Below are 13,454 nucleotides of genomic sequence, written 5' to 3'. Positions count from 1 at the left end.
TCACTTGCAGCCCGCCCCTGCCTTGAAAGCGCTTTGGCTTTGATGCTTTACCTGAACCGATGCCTCCAGCCCGGACCCCCTGATGCAAAAACCGACTCCTTCAGTCAAATCCAAGACAGCGACACTGCTGGAACAGATCTATCCTGAGCATGATTGCGAGGCGCTGGCCGCCGCGGTGCAAGAGGCGTTCTGGCCGGAGGGCAGCCATGCCCGCTCGCGGGCGCGCACGGCGGGCAACAACCTGTGGAGCGAGGCGGATACCCTCGTTATCACATATGCCAACAGTCTCGTGGATGGGCATCACAAACCGCTCGATCTGCTGCGCGACTTTCTTACCCATTATCTGCAGGGGGTGATCTCGGGCGTCCATATCCTGCCCTTCTTCCCCTTCACCTCAGATGATGGTTTTGCGGTGGTCGATTACCGCGCGGTGAACCCCCAGGTTGGCGACTGGCCCGACATTCAGCGCATCGCTGAAGAGTTCAAGCTGATGTCGGATCTGGTGCTCAACCATGTTTCCAGCTTTTCCAAGTGGTTCCACGACTACCTTCAGGGGCACGAACCCTATGACAAGTTCTTCTTCGAGGCCTCGCCGGAGGATGACCTGAGCCAGGTGGTGCGCCCGCGCACCTCGTCGCTGTTGCGCGAGGTGCAAACGCCGGACGGGCCAAAGCACGTGTGGTGCACCTTCTCGCACGATCAGGTGGACCTGAACTTCGCCAACCCCGAGGTGCTGCTGGAATTTCTGCGCATCATCCGCCTGCATATCGACAATGGGGTGCGGGTGATCCGCCTCGATGCGGTGGCCTTCCTTTGGAAGGAAATCGGCACCAACTGCATCCACCTGCCGCAAACCCACGCCATCGTGCGGCTGATGCGGCTGCTGTTCGACTATGCCGTCGAACCGGTGATCCTGCTGACCGAAACCAATGTGCCCAATGCCGAGAACCTCAGCTATTTCGGCAACCGCAACGAGGCGCATGCGATCTACAACTTCTCGCTGCCGCCACTGGTGCTGCATGCCTTGCTCACCGGGTCGAGCCGCGCCCTCAACCAATGGCTCATGGCCATGCCGCCCGCCCAACTGGGCTGCGCCTACCTCAACTTTACCGCCAGCCATGACGGCATCGGGATGCGCCCGGCGGAAGGGCTGCTTTCGGAGGAGGATATCGAGGATGTCATCGGCGCGGTGAAGGCCAATGGCGGGCTGCTTTCGATGCGCACGCTGCCGGGGGGCGGCGAAAAGCCCTATGAGCTGAACATCACGTATTTCGAGGCACTGAAGGGCACGGTAAACGGGCCGGACGCGCATCAGATCATGCGCTTCCTGTGCAGCCAGACGATTGTGCTTTCGCTTGAGGGGATTCCGGCTTTTTACATCCACTCCCTGCTGGCCACGCCGAATGACCACGAAGGCGTGGAAAAGACCGGTGTGAACCGCGCGATCAACCGTCATCGCTGGCACTATCCGACGCTGCGAAAGGCGCTGGACGATCCGGAGACGATCCATGCGCAGGTTCTGTCGCGGCTCAAGCGCCGGATCAGCATCCGCACACGTCAGCCCGCCTTTCACCCCAATGCCACGCAGTTCACGTTGCAACTCGGCGAGGGGATTTTTGGCGTCTGGCGGCAAAGCCTCGACCGCTCCCAGTCTATCTTTGCGATCCACAACCTGACGGATCAGACGATCACCCTGCCGGTGTTCTCGATCAACCTGATTGGCGGCGAGAACTGGATCGACCTGCTTTCGGACGAGATCATTGATGCCGCGCGCGGTGAAATCGAGCTGGCCCCCTACCAGTGTCGGTGGATCTCAAACAGGCACTAAGGGGCGGGCGTGCATGGCAGTGCCATGAACTGTCCTCAATATGGGCCGGTTGCTCTGGCTCCAGTGCGTTTGAGAATGTCTAGCGGGGTCACGATGTGAAACAGGCAAGCGATAAGACGACCATCATTTCTGTCTGTGTCGCGGTGCTCGTTCTGTTGGGCACGATGGCGGCGGTGTTCGGCCAGTGGGTGGGCGGCGAACCGAAGACTCTTGGCGCCCAGATCGAGCAAGAGTTGGCAAAACCGGTCAACTGAGACGGCACGGGAGGGGCAGGCGCTGCACCGCACGCTCAGGCCGATGAAGCGCAGCTGAAGAGGCCCCGCCCGCCGAGCGCAGCGAGGCCACCGAGAGCCGGTTAGCTGGCTGCAAACTCCGCATTGTCTTCGCGGATGGCGGCCGCCATGTCGCGCATGAGGTCGGGATCGGCGGAGTGGACGCGGCTCCAGTTGGGGATGAAGGGCGTTTCCATCGGGTTTTCCAAAAAGATCTGCCCGGCCTCGACGATGTTGGAGGCAAAGAGCTCCACCGTCGTCTCTTCCTTGTGCCGGTCCACCGAAAGCCCGTTCATCCATGCGTCGTGGGCATAGATCTCGATCATGTCGAGCGCGGTCCGGTAGTAGGTGGCCTTCAGCGAGCGGAACATGTTGGGGGTAAACACCGTGCCATCGGCGGCCAGTTTGCGATAGAGCGCCTTGCAGATGTCGATCGACATGCGGCTTAGGCCCTTGGTCTTGTCGTCCTCGCTGACCGGCTGGTGCTTGTGGTCATAGCGGTCGGAGATTTCGGCCTGGCACACCGCCTTGGGGCTGAGGTTGCGCCAGGCTTCCGAGAGCACGCCAATCTCCAGACCCCAATCGGAGGGGATGCGCATATCGGGCAGGATGCCGGTGCGCATGGCGAATTCGCCCGCGAGCGGGTAGCGGAAGCCACGCAGGTAATCGAGATAGTCGTGATCGCCGATGACTTTCTTCAGCGCCACCAGCATCGGGCTCACCAGCAGGCGGCTCACCCGGCCATTCAGCTTACCGTCGGCAATGCGCGGGTAGAAGCCCTTGCAGAGCTGATAGGGAAAGTTGGGGTTGGCCACCGGGTAGATCAGCCGAGCCAGCATGCCGGCGTCGTAGGTGAGAATATCGCAATCGTGCAAAGCGATCACCGCGCTGTCGGCCTGAGCGAGCGCGTAGCCCATGCAAAACCACACGTTGCGGCCTTTGCCCGGCTCCTGAGGCGATAGGTTGAGGGCCTGTAGCCGCTCGTCAATCGCGGTCAGCCGGGGCCCGTCGTTCCAGAGCACGGCATGTTCTTGCGGAAGGCGCGCGAAGAACTTCTTGGCGGCGCGGTATTGCGCCTCGTCGGCGCGGTCCAGCCCGATGATGATCCGGCTGATAAAGCGCACCTTGGAGAGCTCGTCGAGGATGGCAGGCAGCGCATCGCCCTCCAGCTCGGAAAAGAGGGAGGGCAGCACCAGCACGATTTTGCGGGTGACGGCGATGGTTTCCAGCTCGCGGGCCATGGCCGCCGTGTCGAGCGTGCGCAGGTTGTGCAGGGTGGCGACGCTTCCGCTCTGATGAAAATCGGCCAATCTTCGGGCTCCTTGTGGTTTGCTCTGGTCTTCTGTGCGGTCAGTCCCGCGGCCTGTGAGTGGCCATCTTGTCAATCATTTCAAGCACTGCTTCGTTCCATCCCGTGGGGCCGGAAACTGTGGTGCGTCGGATTTTACCGCTGGATTCGCCCGGCAGTGTATCAATTCCTGGGCCATGTGGGTTGGCGATGATGATGCCCGTATCGGCGGCCTCCAGCATCCCGATGTCGTTTGGCGCATCGCCAAGCGCCATCACAGTGGCCTGCGGCGCGATCTTGTCGACCACCTCGCGCATTCTGTCGGCCTTGTCGGCGCCAAAGGAGAGGGTCAGGTAGCGCCCCCCCTGACGCGCGGTGATGCCCGCCTCGGCGAGGGCCGCAACAAACGCCTCGCGTTGCGCGGCGTCGCCGCGCCAAAGGCCCGGCTCGGAATACTCGCGCTGGGCGGCCAAGGCGGCTTGCTCGGGCGGCAGCCCGGTTTCACGCGCCACACCTTCCGGCCCCCAATCGGTGAAGCCTTCAAAACCGTTCCGAAGCGCGGGGGGCAGGGCGTTCAACGCCTCCATCAGTGCCGCATGTCGGGTGCTGGGCGCGGCATCCTGCCCGCGCCAAACCACGCCTGCGCCGTTCTCTACAATCAGAGCGGGCACGTCAGGCGGCAAATCTTGTGCCAGCGATTGCATCTCATGCGAGGTTTTGCTGCTTGCCAGCACCAATGCCACGTTTTTTCTCTTCAGCGCCTGCAATGCGCTCTGCGCTGCAGAAAAGCTGTAGGTTTCATGATCGAGAAGGGTGCCGTCCAAGTCGGAAAAGACGATCAGGCGGTGACGCAAGGTGTCGGATTCGTTGGACATCTGCTTTGAGCCTACCGGGTTCTTTTGGTCTTGGCCACAGCTGCGAGGGCCAAGGTGAGATGCGGTTTTGTGCCCCTGAACGGCGTATTTCTCGCTGCGGCGCGGCGGATAGAAGCCTTTGGGAATACAAAAAAGCGTCGTAGGATTGCCTAGTTTCTCAGTAATTTCAGTCAATAAGGTACCCGAAGCCCGCCCTGCCGTAACCAAGTGTTAGTGAGAGCCATGCAAAGTTTTGCGCCATCATTTGACTGGGAGTTCGAAGTGCAGTTCCTCAACCTAGCCATCCTTCTGGTGTTCGGCTTTGGAACCGTAGGCCTTGTTTCGCACTTTGCCTCACCCCACTGGCTTTGGCTGATCCCCGCCTATTGCGCCGGAAACCTGCTTGGCCTTGCCGTGATATGGCTAACCTACGTATGGCCTCTCCGCGCCCGCCCGCTGTGCGACACCAACGTGCAGGATACGCCGATCAAGCCCGTCGAAACCGGCTCCTGAACGCCAAGGTTCTGGCTTGCCCCTCCGTCCAAGGGCACTAGGGTGCACGGCGACTTCAGACGGCAAGGGACGATCTTCAGATGAAAATGCAAAGGCTCGGCAAGAGCGACCTTGAGGTGCCGATCTGGTGCCTCGGCACGATGACCTTCGGCAACCAGACCTCCGAGGCGGAGGGCCATGCCCAGATTGATGCGGCACTGGAGGCGGGGCTGAACTTTCTCGACACCGCCGAGATGTATCCGGTGAACCCGGCGAAGGCCGAGACGGTCGGGCGCACCGAGGAGATCATCGGCAATTGGGTGGCAAAGTCGGGCCGCGGGAGCGACGTGGTGATTGCCACCAAGATCGTGGGGCCGAGCAAGCTGGCGCGCGACGAGAAGGGTATTACAGCTGCGACCCTGCGTGAGGCGGTCGATAGCTCGCTGCGGAGGCTTCAGGTCGATGTGATTGATCTCTACCAACTTCACTGGCCCCAGCGTGGCTCCTATCACTTCCGCCAGCATTGGTCTTTCGCCCCAGAGCAGCAGGACCGCGCCGCCACCCGTGCCAATATGGAAGAGGTCATGGCCGAGATGGGCCGTCTGCGCGAGGCGGGCAAGGTGCGCCACTTCGGCACGTCGAACGAGAGTGCATGGGGCATGACCCGCTGGAACCAGTTGGCCGCAGAGCTTGGCGGCCCCCGGATGGAAACGGTGCAGAACGAATACAGCCTGCTTTGCCGGATGTATGACACCGATATGGCCGAGATGTCGCATCAGGAAGAGGTATCGCTGCTGGCTTATTCGCCGCTGGCAGCTGGGTTGCTCACTGGCAAATACGAGGGCGGTGCACGGCCCGAAGGCAGCCGCGCGTCGATCAACGGCGATCTGGGCGGGCGGATCACCGCGCGGGCCGAAGCCGCGACCGACGCCTATGTGGCCTTGGCGCGAGAGCATGGTGTGGACCCGGTGCATATGGCGTTGGCTTGGGCGGCAGAGCGGCCCTTCATGGGGTCGGTGATCTTTGGCGCAACGACGATGGCGCAGTTGCAGCACATCCTTGCCGGCACGGAGTTTACGCTCACCGAGGCGCTGCGCGAGGGGATTGCCGAGATATACCGGGCCCATCCCCTGCCGTATTGAGGATCACTTTGACGTCAGCACCCCATATCTAGCGGTTCGTGCTGGACTTTCAGCGCATATCTGGCAGTCTCCCGGCGAGATGTGAGGAGACTTTGCGTGGTGCGAAAGGTGTGGATTGGCGCGATGGGGCTGGCGCTTTGCTTGGCGCTCGGCGGCTGTCAGCTGCCGGGCGGATCTGGCGCATCCTCCGAGAGCAGCGCCGAGGACGCCAAGGCCGGGCCGGACGACCCGCGCCCCAAGCCGCGCCCGGGCAGCGAGGCTGCGAAAGCCGCAAAGGCGGCCAACTCCGCCGCCCCGCGCTCGCCGGATCTGGAGCCTCCAGCCCCGGCGCGCACGCCCGATGCGGATGACGATCTGCTGCCGCAGGCCGATGAAGCGAAGGCCGAAGCTGCTGAGGAAAAACCTTCGGCACCGGAACTCCCTGACGAGATCTATCAGGCTCCCGAGCCACCGCCCGTGCCCGCTGCGCTGACCGGGCAGGCGGCGCAATGCACCAAGACGAAGGGCCGATTTGTGCAGCGGGGCGAGGGCGGCACCTTCACCTGTGTCCGACCGACGCGCGATGCCAACAAAAGCTGCGACGACAGCTCGGATTGCGAAGGGCTGTGCTTTGCCAAGTCCCGCACCTGCGCCCCGGCGACCCCGCTCTTTGGCTGCTATGATGCGCTGGAAAGTGGCCGGGTGGTGAAAATATGCACCGAGTGATCCCGGCGCTTTTGCTGGCGGGCTGCATGGCCGCGCCTGCGCCCCAAGCCTACCGCGATACCACGGCCCCCATCAGCTCTATCGCGCTGTTTGATGTCGCCCGGTTGCAGGGTGGGGAGTGGCGCGAGGTGGCCTCCTTCCGCGAGGATGGCGCCTGCCTGATCTGCCGCGCCGGTTTTACCCCCGATGGCGGGGGGGTGAAGATGGTGAGCGGTGCAGGCACGGCGCAGCTGGTGCCCGCCGGGCCGGGGCGGCTCGCGCCGAAGGGGCTTGATGGCGCATTGGCGCAACCGTGGTGGGTGCTTTGGGTGGATGCGGATTATCGCACGCTGGTTATTGGCACCCCATCGGGCGAATTCGCCGCAGTGCTTGACCGGGGCGAGATCGGCGCAGATCGGCGCAAGGCGGCAGAGGAAATTCTGCGGTGGGCCGGGTATGATGTGGCGCGGCTGAAGCCTTCAAGACTGTAACAGGGGCCCGGCGCGGGGCGATGACCTAGGTGAAAGGGTCTTGAGGGTAATCGACGCTGCGAAGGTAGAGCCCGTAGGGCGGGCAGACGGGGCCGCAGGCAGCTCTATCTTTTGCCTCAAGCGCGGATTTCACATCTTCCGGGGCCCATGCTCCCGCGCCAACCCGCTCCAATGTGCCGACGAAGCTGCGCACCTGATTGTGCAAAAAGCTGCGGGCCGAAAGCGAAAATCGAAACTCGCGTCCACCGGGATAGGATAGCTCTTCGATGTCGAGTTGGTCGAGGGTTTTGACAGGTGATTTTGCCTGACATTCCGAGGCCCGAAAGGTGGTAAAATCATGCTGCCCAAGCAGGTGCGCGGCCCCGGCCCGCATTGCAGACAGGTTCAGCGGTTGCATCACCCGCCACGCCAACCCCGCGTCATGGGTGAGCGGGGCGCGGCGCACCACGAGGCGAAAGAGGTAGTGCCGGGCCTCAGCCGAGAACCGCGCGTGCCAGTCGTCCGCCACCCGGGCGCAGGCCACCACGCACACCGGATCGGGCTTGAGGTGGTAGTTCAGAGCTTCGGAAAGCCGAAAGGGCTGCCACTCTCGCTCCATATCGCAATGGGCGACCTGCCCAAGCGCGTGCACGCCGGTATCGGTGCGCCCTGCTGCGGCAATCGTATGCGGCCCCGGCTCCAGCTTGGCGAGCGCCGCCTCCACAGCGCCCTGAACCGAGGCCAGCGCGGCCTGTCGCTGCCACCCCGAGAAGGGGGCGCCGTTATATTCGATTTTCAGAGCGTAGCGGGGCATTGCGGCGGTTTACGGCGGTGTGCGGCTGCACGCAATCATTTGCGCGGTTTGGCCCGCAGGGTGGGATCGGCCACTGTTGGGTCTTCGGGCCATGGGTGCTTGGGGTAACGGCCCCGCATGTCTTTGCGTACATCGGCATAGGAGGTGGACCAGAAGCCGGGGATATCCATGGTGGTTTGCACCGGGCGGCCTGCGGGAGAGAGAAGAGTGACGCGCAGGGGCTGTCCCGCCACGGTCGGGTGGGTGGTTTGGCCGAACATCTCTTGCAGGCGCAGCGAGATTTCGGGGGCCTCGCCGGAGTAGTCAATTGGAATGGCCCGCCCGAGCGGCGTGGTGAAACTGGGCGGCGCGGCGCGGCCCAGCCTTTGCATCCCATCCCATCCAATGCGGGCTTTGAGCGGTTCTGTAATGTCGAATGCGGCGATATCGGCGGCGGTGCGGATTGGGCCGAGGTAGGGCAGCAGCCAATCTTCAGCTTCGGCAAGCAGGGCCTCTTCGGAGCAGTCGGGCAGTTCGGGCAGGAGCGCAATGCGGGCCAGCAGGCGGTGGGCCTTGGCGCTGATCGGCAGCCCGAGGTCGCGCACCCCGTCGAGCGCGGCGGCGGCGAGGGACTCATCGGGGGCGTCCTTCCAGTGCCGGTCATCCAGCACCAGCGCGCCCAGCCGCTCCTGCCTCCGCGCCACCACCCGGCGCTCGCGCTTCGACCACTCGGCCACGTCTTGCCATTCGGGCGTGATGCCGGGCGTGTCACGCAGCTCACTTTCGCTGATCGGCAGGGCGAGGCGGATGCGGGCATCGCGCCCCTCGCCCTCGATATCGGCCACCACAATGAGGCGTTGGCCGGCCAGATCATCCTCGGCCCAAAGTTGCGCCCCCCGTCCGCCCGAGAGCAGAAAGCGCGGTGCATCGCCGGGGCGGCGCAGGCCGATGCGGTCGGGGTAGGCGAGGGCGAGGGCTTGGGCATCTGAGAGATCAGAGGCGGGGCCTGCAAGCCGGGCAAGGCGCTTGGCCTCCTGCGAGATGCGTTTCAACGCGCCCCGCGCGGCATCTGGCGCGGAACCGGGGTTTTGCAACGCTCTCAGACGCTTGGAGAGATCGGCGCCCGCACTGCGCATTGGGTCGCGCTCGTTGAGCAGGGCGGCGAGCGGCGCGGCGGCGGGGCCTGCGAGGGCGAGCATATGGCCGAGGCGGGGATGAACGGGCAGGGCGGAGAGCGCCTTGCCATGGGCGGTGATCCGGCCACCCGACAGCGCGCCAAGGTCTTCCAGCAAGCGCTCTGCCGAGGCCATGGCCCCCTCGGGCGGCGGGGTCAGAAACTGCAAGCCATCGCCACCGCCCCAGAGGGCCAGCTCAAGCGCCAGCCCGGTGAGGTCTGCGGCCTCGATTTCGGCGGGCGGAAAGGCGGGCAGCGCGCCGTGGCCGCCCTTTGTCCAGAGGCGATAGACCCGCCCCTCTTCGACCCGCCCCGCGCGGCCCGCTCGCTGGGTGGCCTCGGCGCGGCTCACCGGCTCGGTCACAAGCCGCGACATGCCGGTGCCGGGGTCGAACTTGGCGCGTCGCGCGCGGCCGGAGTCGACCACCGTGCGAATGCCGGGAATGGTCAGGGATGTTTCGGCAATGGAGGTTGCGAGCACGAGCTTGCGGGTTTGCGGCCCGCCCGGCCGCAGAGGCTGCATAACCGCGCGTTGCTCGGCAAATGGCAGGGCACCGTAGAGCGGCATCACCGCCACCGTTTCGGGCAGGCGGAGCGCGGAGGTGAGGCGGCGGATTTCGCCCTCGCCGGGCAGGAAGGCCAGCATGTCGCCCGTGGTTTCGCCCATGGCGCGTGCGATCAGCTCGGCCATCGGGCCTTCCAGCCGGGCGCCCGCAGGCAGCGGGGCATCGGCCCAGTGCTCCTCAACCGGAAAGCTGCGGCCCTGGCTTGTGATCACCGGCGCATCGCCCATCAGTGCGGCCACGGGCGCGGCGTCGAGCGTGGCCGACATGACGAGAAGTTGCAGATCGGGCCGCAGCGCCTCGCGGGCTTCCAGCGCCAGCGCAAGGCCGAGGTCGGCCTGCAGGGAGCGTTCGTGAAATTCGTCGAAGATCACCGTGGACACGCCCGAAAGCTCTGGGTCGGACTGGATCATCCGGGTGAGAATGCCCTCTGTAACTACCTCGATGCGGGTGGCGCGGCTCACCTTGGCCTCGCCGCGCATCCGGTAGCCCACGCCCTCGCCCAGCTTTGTGCCAAGGGTCTGCGCCAGCCGCTCGGCTGCGCCGCGGGCGGCAAGGCGACGGGGCTCCAGCATCAGGATCCGGCCAGCCTCCGCCATGCCCGCCTCCCAGAGGGCCACGGGCACGCCGGTGGTTTTGCCTGCGCCGGGCGGTGCCTGAAGCACGGCCATGCCGTTTGTCCGCAGGGCGTCCAGCAGATCGGGCAGCGCTTCTTCTATCGGCAGCTGCAGGGCAAAGGGGTCGTCAACCTTCTGCATGGGCTGGACATAGCCCGCCGCGCCGGGGCAAACCATGGCAAAACGAGAGGGAGGCGGCGTGGACATCGGCGATCTGGCAGAGCGGGTGAAGGCAGGCGAGCGGCGGGCGCTGGCCCGGGCGATCACGCTGGTGGAAAGCGCGCGGGCCGATCATCGCGAGGCGGCGGCAGAGCTGGTGGCCGAGGTGGGGCAGGGCGGGCGGCAGGCGCTTCGGATCGGCCTTTCCGGCACTCCCGGCGTTGGCAAGAGCACCTTTATCGAAGCCTTTGGCCTGTTTCTGGTGGAGCGCGGGCTGAAGGTGGCGGTGCTGGCGGTGGACCCGTCTTCGGCCCGTTCGGGTGGCTCGATCTTGGGGGACAAGACCCGGATGGAGCAGCTTTCGCGCCATCCCGATGCCTTTATCCGCCCTTCGCCCAGCCAAAGCCAGCTCGGCGGCGTGGCCCGCCGCTCCCGCGAGGCGGTGGCGCTTTGCGAGGGCGCGGGGTTTGACGTGGTGCTGGTAGAAACGGTGGGCGTGGGCCAGTCGGAGACGATGGTGGCCGGGATGGTGGACCTCTTCCTGTTGCTGCTGGCGCCTGCTGGGGGCGACGAGCTACAGGGCGTCAAGCGCGGGATCATGGAGATTGCCGACATTCTGCTGGTTAACAAGGCGGACGGCCCCTTGAGAGACGTCGCCCGCCGCACCTGTGCCGATTATGCCGGGGCTCTGCGGCTGCTGCGCAAGCGCCCGCAGGATCCGGAGGGATTTCCCAAGGCGCTGCTGGTCTCTGCCGTCGAGGGCACCGGGCTGCAGGAAGCCTGGGGCGAGATGGAGGCCCTCGTGGCGTGGCGGCGGGAGCAGGGGGCATGGGCGCGCACCCGGGCCGAGCAGGCGCGGCACTGGTTTGAGGAAGAGGTGCGCCACGGGCTGCTGCGTCGGCTGACGGATGACAAGGCACTGGCCGCGCGGATGCGGGAGCTGGGTGAGGCCGTGGCCGGGGGCGAGCGCAGCCCCGGTGAGGCGGCATCGGAGATACTGGCGCGGCTTGGCTGACGCGCTTCAGCCGATGTCGTTGTATAGTTTCGGGAAGGTGATCTGGATCGCGAAGCCCTTTTCGGCTTCCAGCACCGTCAGCTTGGCCCCATGCCGCGTGGCGATGGCCCGCACCAGCGCCAGCCCCAGCCCGTGGCCTGCCACCTCGCGATCACGCTCGGCGCGGGCGAACCGCTCGAACACCGCCTCGCGCTCTTCGGCGGGCACGCCCGGCCCGGTGTCTGAGATGCTGAGGATGTGCCGCTCTGCAGTTTCCTCCAGCGATATGGTGATCGCATCGCCCTCGCGGCAAAACTTAATGGCATTGTCGACGAGGTTGGAGAGCAGCTGCGCAATCAGGTTGCGGTCTCCCAGCACCTGACAGCCCGACTCGATCACCGCGCCATAGGCCAGCGCCTTCTCCTCGGCGAGCGGCTCATAAAGCTCTGCCACCTCCCGGGTGATCTTGCTGAGAGACACCGGCACCAGCCCGGTGCCGCCACCGCTTGCGGCCTCGGCGGATGAGATTTCGAGCAGGCTGTCGAAAATGCGCACGGTGCCCCTGATTTCTGACGAGACGGCGGCAACGGCCTCCGGGTCGCCCTCTAGCTTGTCGAGCTTGCCCTGAATGCGGTTGAGCGGCGTGCGCAGCTCGTGGGCGATGGTATCGGACAGGCGGCCGTGGGCGCGGGTGAGGTGGCTGATCCGGTCGAGCATGGTGTGAATATGCCGCTCCAGCGCGCCAAACTCATCGTCGGCGCGGGGGCCGGGAAGGCGTGCCGAAAGATCGCCCGCTGCAACCTGATCCGCGAGACGATTGAGGCGGTCGATCCGGCGCATGATGAAGCGGGACGCCAGCCAGCCCGCGGCAAGCGAGAGGGCGATGAGCACAAGTGCGGTGGCGAAAATCTGTGCCCGGGTCGCGGCCAGTGCAGCCTCGGTGGGCGCGCGGGAGCGGGCGACGAGCATGGGGAAGCCCCCGCGCAATTCGCGGGCAACGCCAAGGTAATTCGTGCCGGAGAGGGTGAAGGTTACGGGGGCGGTGGCGTCTATCTCGCCGGGGATGGGGGTTACACCTTCGGGCAGAGCCTCGATATTGCCCGCCAGCCGCGTGCCGTCCTTGCCCTCCAGCAGATAAAGCATCCCGGTTTCCGGCGCGGCAGCGGAGCGGAACTCCATCGCCTGACGCAGCGCGATGATCCGGCGTTGGTCATAGAGCGCCGCAAGACCAGCGAGATCGGCCGCCAGAAGGCTGCGTTCGCGCCGGTCCAGTTCGGCGGCTGTGGCCCGATATTGCAGAGCCATTGCGCCGAGCGAGAACAGGATCAACAGAGCCGAAAGCCCAAGTGCCAGCCGCAGCGAGGCTTTGCCGCGAAGCCGCCGCACGCTTGCCTCAGGCCTCGGGCGCAAAGACGTAGCCTTCGCCCCGCGCCGTCAGGATAACGGGGCGCCCGGCTGCCGCCTCAAGTTTGCGTCGCAGCCTGCCAACGTGGACATCGACCACATTGGTTTGCGGATCGAAGTGCAGATTCCAGACATTTTCGAGCAACTGCATCCGGGTAACGGTTTCTCCGGCATTGCGGGCGAAAAAGGTAATCAACTCAAACTCTTTCGGGCTGACCGCAACGTGGGTTTGGCCAATGTGAACGGTGCGGGCCTTGAGCCTTATTTCAACATCGCCAAAGGCCATGAGGTCATTGTCGAGCACCACCATCTGGTTGCGCCGCAGCAGCGCACGCAGGCGGGCTTTCAACTCGTCGCCATCGAAGGGTTTGGCCAGATAGTCATCGGCCCCCTTCTCCAGCCCTTCGATCTTGGCGCCCGAGGTGCCAAGCGCGGAGACAACGAGCACCAGCGCCTTGGAGCCGCGCCCGCGCATCTTGGCAATCGCGTCCACCCCATCACCGCCGGGCAGCATCCTGTCCATCACGATGACGGCAAAGTCGGCCAGCTCTGCCGCCTTCAGCCCGCTCTCCCAATCGCGCATCACCACCGGCTCGCAGCCCAAGGCCTCGACGGCCTCGGTGATGGTTTCGGCTGTGGCGCGGTCATCCTCGACGATGAGAATGCGCGGGGTGGTTTCGGTTTCGGTCGTTTCCGGGGCGGTCTGTTCCATGGTCAGCA

The 13,454-nt window shown here is 65.1% G+C and carries 13 protein-coding genes; 7 read left to right on the top strand and 6 right to left on the bottom strand.

Translation table 11 applies throughout. The features are described 5' to 3' along the window. The first annotated feature begins 82 nt into the window (after positions 1-82). Both FHY55_RS16455 and FHY55_RS20585 read left to right on the top strand, forming a co-directional pair. Positions 83-1,828, top strand: coding sequence for a sugar phosphorylase (locus tag FHY55_RS16455; protein ID WP_140015217.1), 1,746 nt, complete (start codon positions 83-85; stop codon positions 1,826-1,828). 95 nt (positions 1,829-1,923) lie between these two features. Further along, positions 1,924-2,082 carry a hypothetical protein gene (locus tag FHY55_RS20585; protein ID WP_168223038.1) on the top strand — a complete coding sequence of 53 codons (159 nt, stop codon included), beginning with the start codon at positions 1,924-1,926 and terminating at the stop codon, positions 2,080-2,082. A gap of 101 nt (positions 2,083-2,183) precedes the next feature. Here FHY55_RS20585 and FHY55_RS16450 read toward each other — a convergent pair whose 3' ends face one another. Together FHY55_RS16450 and FHY55_RS16445 are read right to left on the bottom strand one after the other, a co-directional pair. After that, positions 2,184-3,410: a glycosyl transferase gene (locus FHY55_RS16450; RefSeq protein WP_140015216.1), complete on the bottom strand. Its 1,227-nt coding sequence runs from the start codon at positions 3,408-3,410 to the stop codon at positions 2,184-2,186. Positions 3,411-3,450: 40 nt separating this feature from the next. Next, positions 3,451-4,470: an HAD-IIB family hydrolase gene (locus FHY55_RS16445; RefSeq protein ID WP_371706933.1), complete on the bottom strand. Its 1,020-nt coding sequence runs from the start codon at positions 4,468-4,470 to the stop codon at positions 3,451-3,453. A gap of 15 nt (positions 4,471-4,485) precedes the next feature. Between FHY55_RS16445 and FHY55_RS16440 the strand changes: the two genes are divergently transcribed. From FHY55_RS16440 to FHY55_RS16425, 4 genes are all read left to right on the top strand, one after another. After that, the gene (locus FHY55_RS16440; protein WP_210410500.1) at positions 4,486-4,755 is read left to right on the top strand and encodes a hypothetical protein; all 270 of its coding nucleotides are present in this window, start codon (positions 4,486-4,488) and stop codon (positions 4,753-4,755) included. A gap of 80 nt (positions 4,756-4,835) precedes the next feature. Then, entirely contained in the window at positions 4,836-5,876 is a 1,041-nt protein-coding gene (locus FHY55_RS16435; RefSeq protein WP_140015214.1) for an aldo/keto reductase, read from the top strand. 96 nt (positions 5,877-5,972) lie between these two features. Further along, entirely contained in the window at positions 5,973-6,581 is a 609-nt protein-coding gene (locus tag FHY55_RS16430; RefSeq protein WP_140015213.1) for a hypothetical protein, read from the top strand. Further along, a complete protein-coding gene (locus tag FHY55_RS16425) occupies positions 6,569-7,051 on the top strand; it encodes a lipocalin family protein (protein WP_140015212.1) in 483 nt (160 codons plus the stop codon). Before FHY55_RS16430 ends, FHY55_RS16425 begins: the two co-directional genes overlap by 13 nt. 25 nt (positions 7,052-7,076) lie before the next feature. On the opposite strand, the gene truA is transcribed toward FHY55_RS16425, so the two are convergent. Beyond that, positions 7,077-7,844, bottom strand: coding sequence for a tRNA pseudouridine(38-40) synthase TruA (gene truA, locus FHY55_RS16420; RefSeq protein WP_140015211.1), 768 nt, complete (start codon positions 7,842-7,844; stop codon positions 7,077-7,079). A gap of 35 nt (positions 7,845-7,879) precedes the next feature. Then, entirely contained in the window at positions 7,880-10,318 is a 2,439-nt protein-coding gene (gene hrpB, locus FHY55_RS16415) for an ATP-dependent helicase HrpB (RefSeq protein ID WP_140015210.1), read from the bottom strand. A 58-nt stretch (positions 10,319-10,376) separates the two neighbouring features. On the opposite strand from hrpB, the gene meaB reads away from it, so the two are divergent. Then, a complete protein-coding gene (gene meaB / locus FHY55_RS16410) occupies positions 10,377-11,351 on the top strand; it encodes a methylmalonyl Co-A mutase-associated GTPase MeaB (RefSeq protein ID WP_140016162.1) in 975 nt (324 codons plus the stop codon). Positions 11,352-11,357: 6 nt separating this feature from the next. Here meaB and FHY55_RS16405 read toward each other — a convergent pair whose 3' ends face one another. Both FHY55_RS16405 and FHY55_RS16400 read right to left on the bottom strand, forming a co-directional pair. Further along, positions 11,358-12,716: a HAMP domain-containing sensor histidine kinase gene (locus FHY55_RS16405; RefSeq protein ID WP_140015209.1), complete on the bottom strand. Its 1,359-nt coding sequence runs from the start codon at positions 12,714-12,716 to the stop codon at positions 11,358-11,360. A gap of 7 nt (positions 12,717-12,723) precedes the next feature. Further along, positions 12,724-13,446 (bottom strand): response regulator transcription factor, encoded by a 723-nt coding sequence (locus FHY55_RS16400; protein WP_140015208.1) that lies wholly within the window; start codon positions 13,444-13,446, stop codon positions 12,724-12,726. Positions 13,447-13,454 lie beyond the last annotated feature (8 nt).

The sequence above is a fragment of the Oceanicola sp. D3 genome, assembly GCF_006351965.1.
Classification (GTDB): Bacteria; Pseudomonadota; Alphaproteobacteria; order Rhodobacterales; family Rhodobacteraceae; genus Vannielia.
The sequence above is the reverse complement of the archived record's forward strand: the minus strand, read 5'-3'. Positions and strand labels throughout refer to the sequence as shown.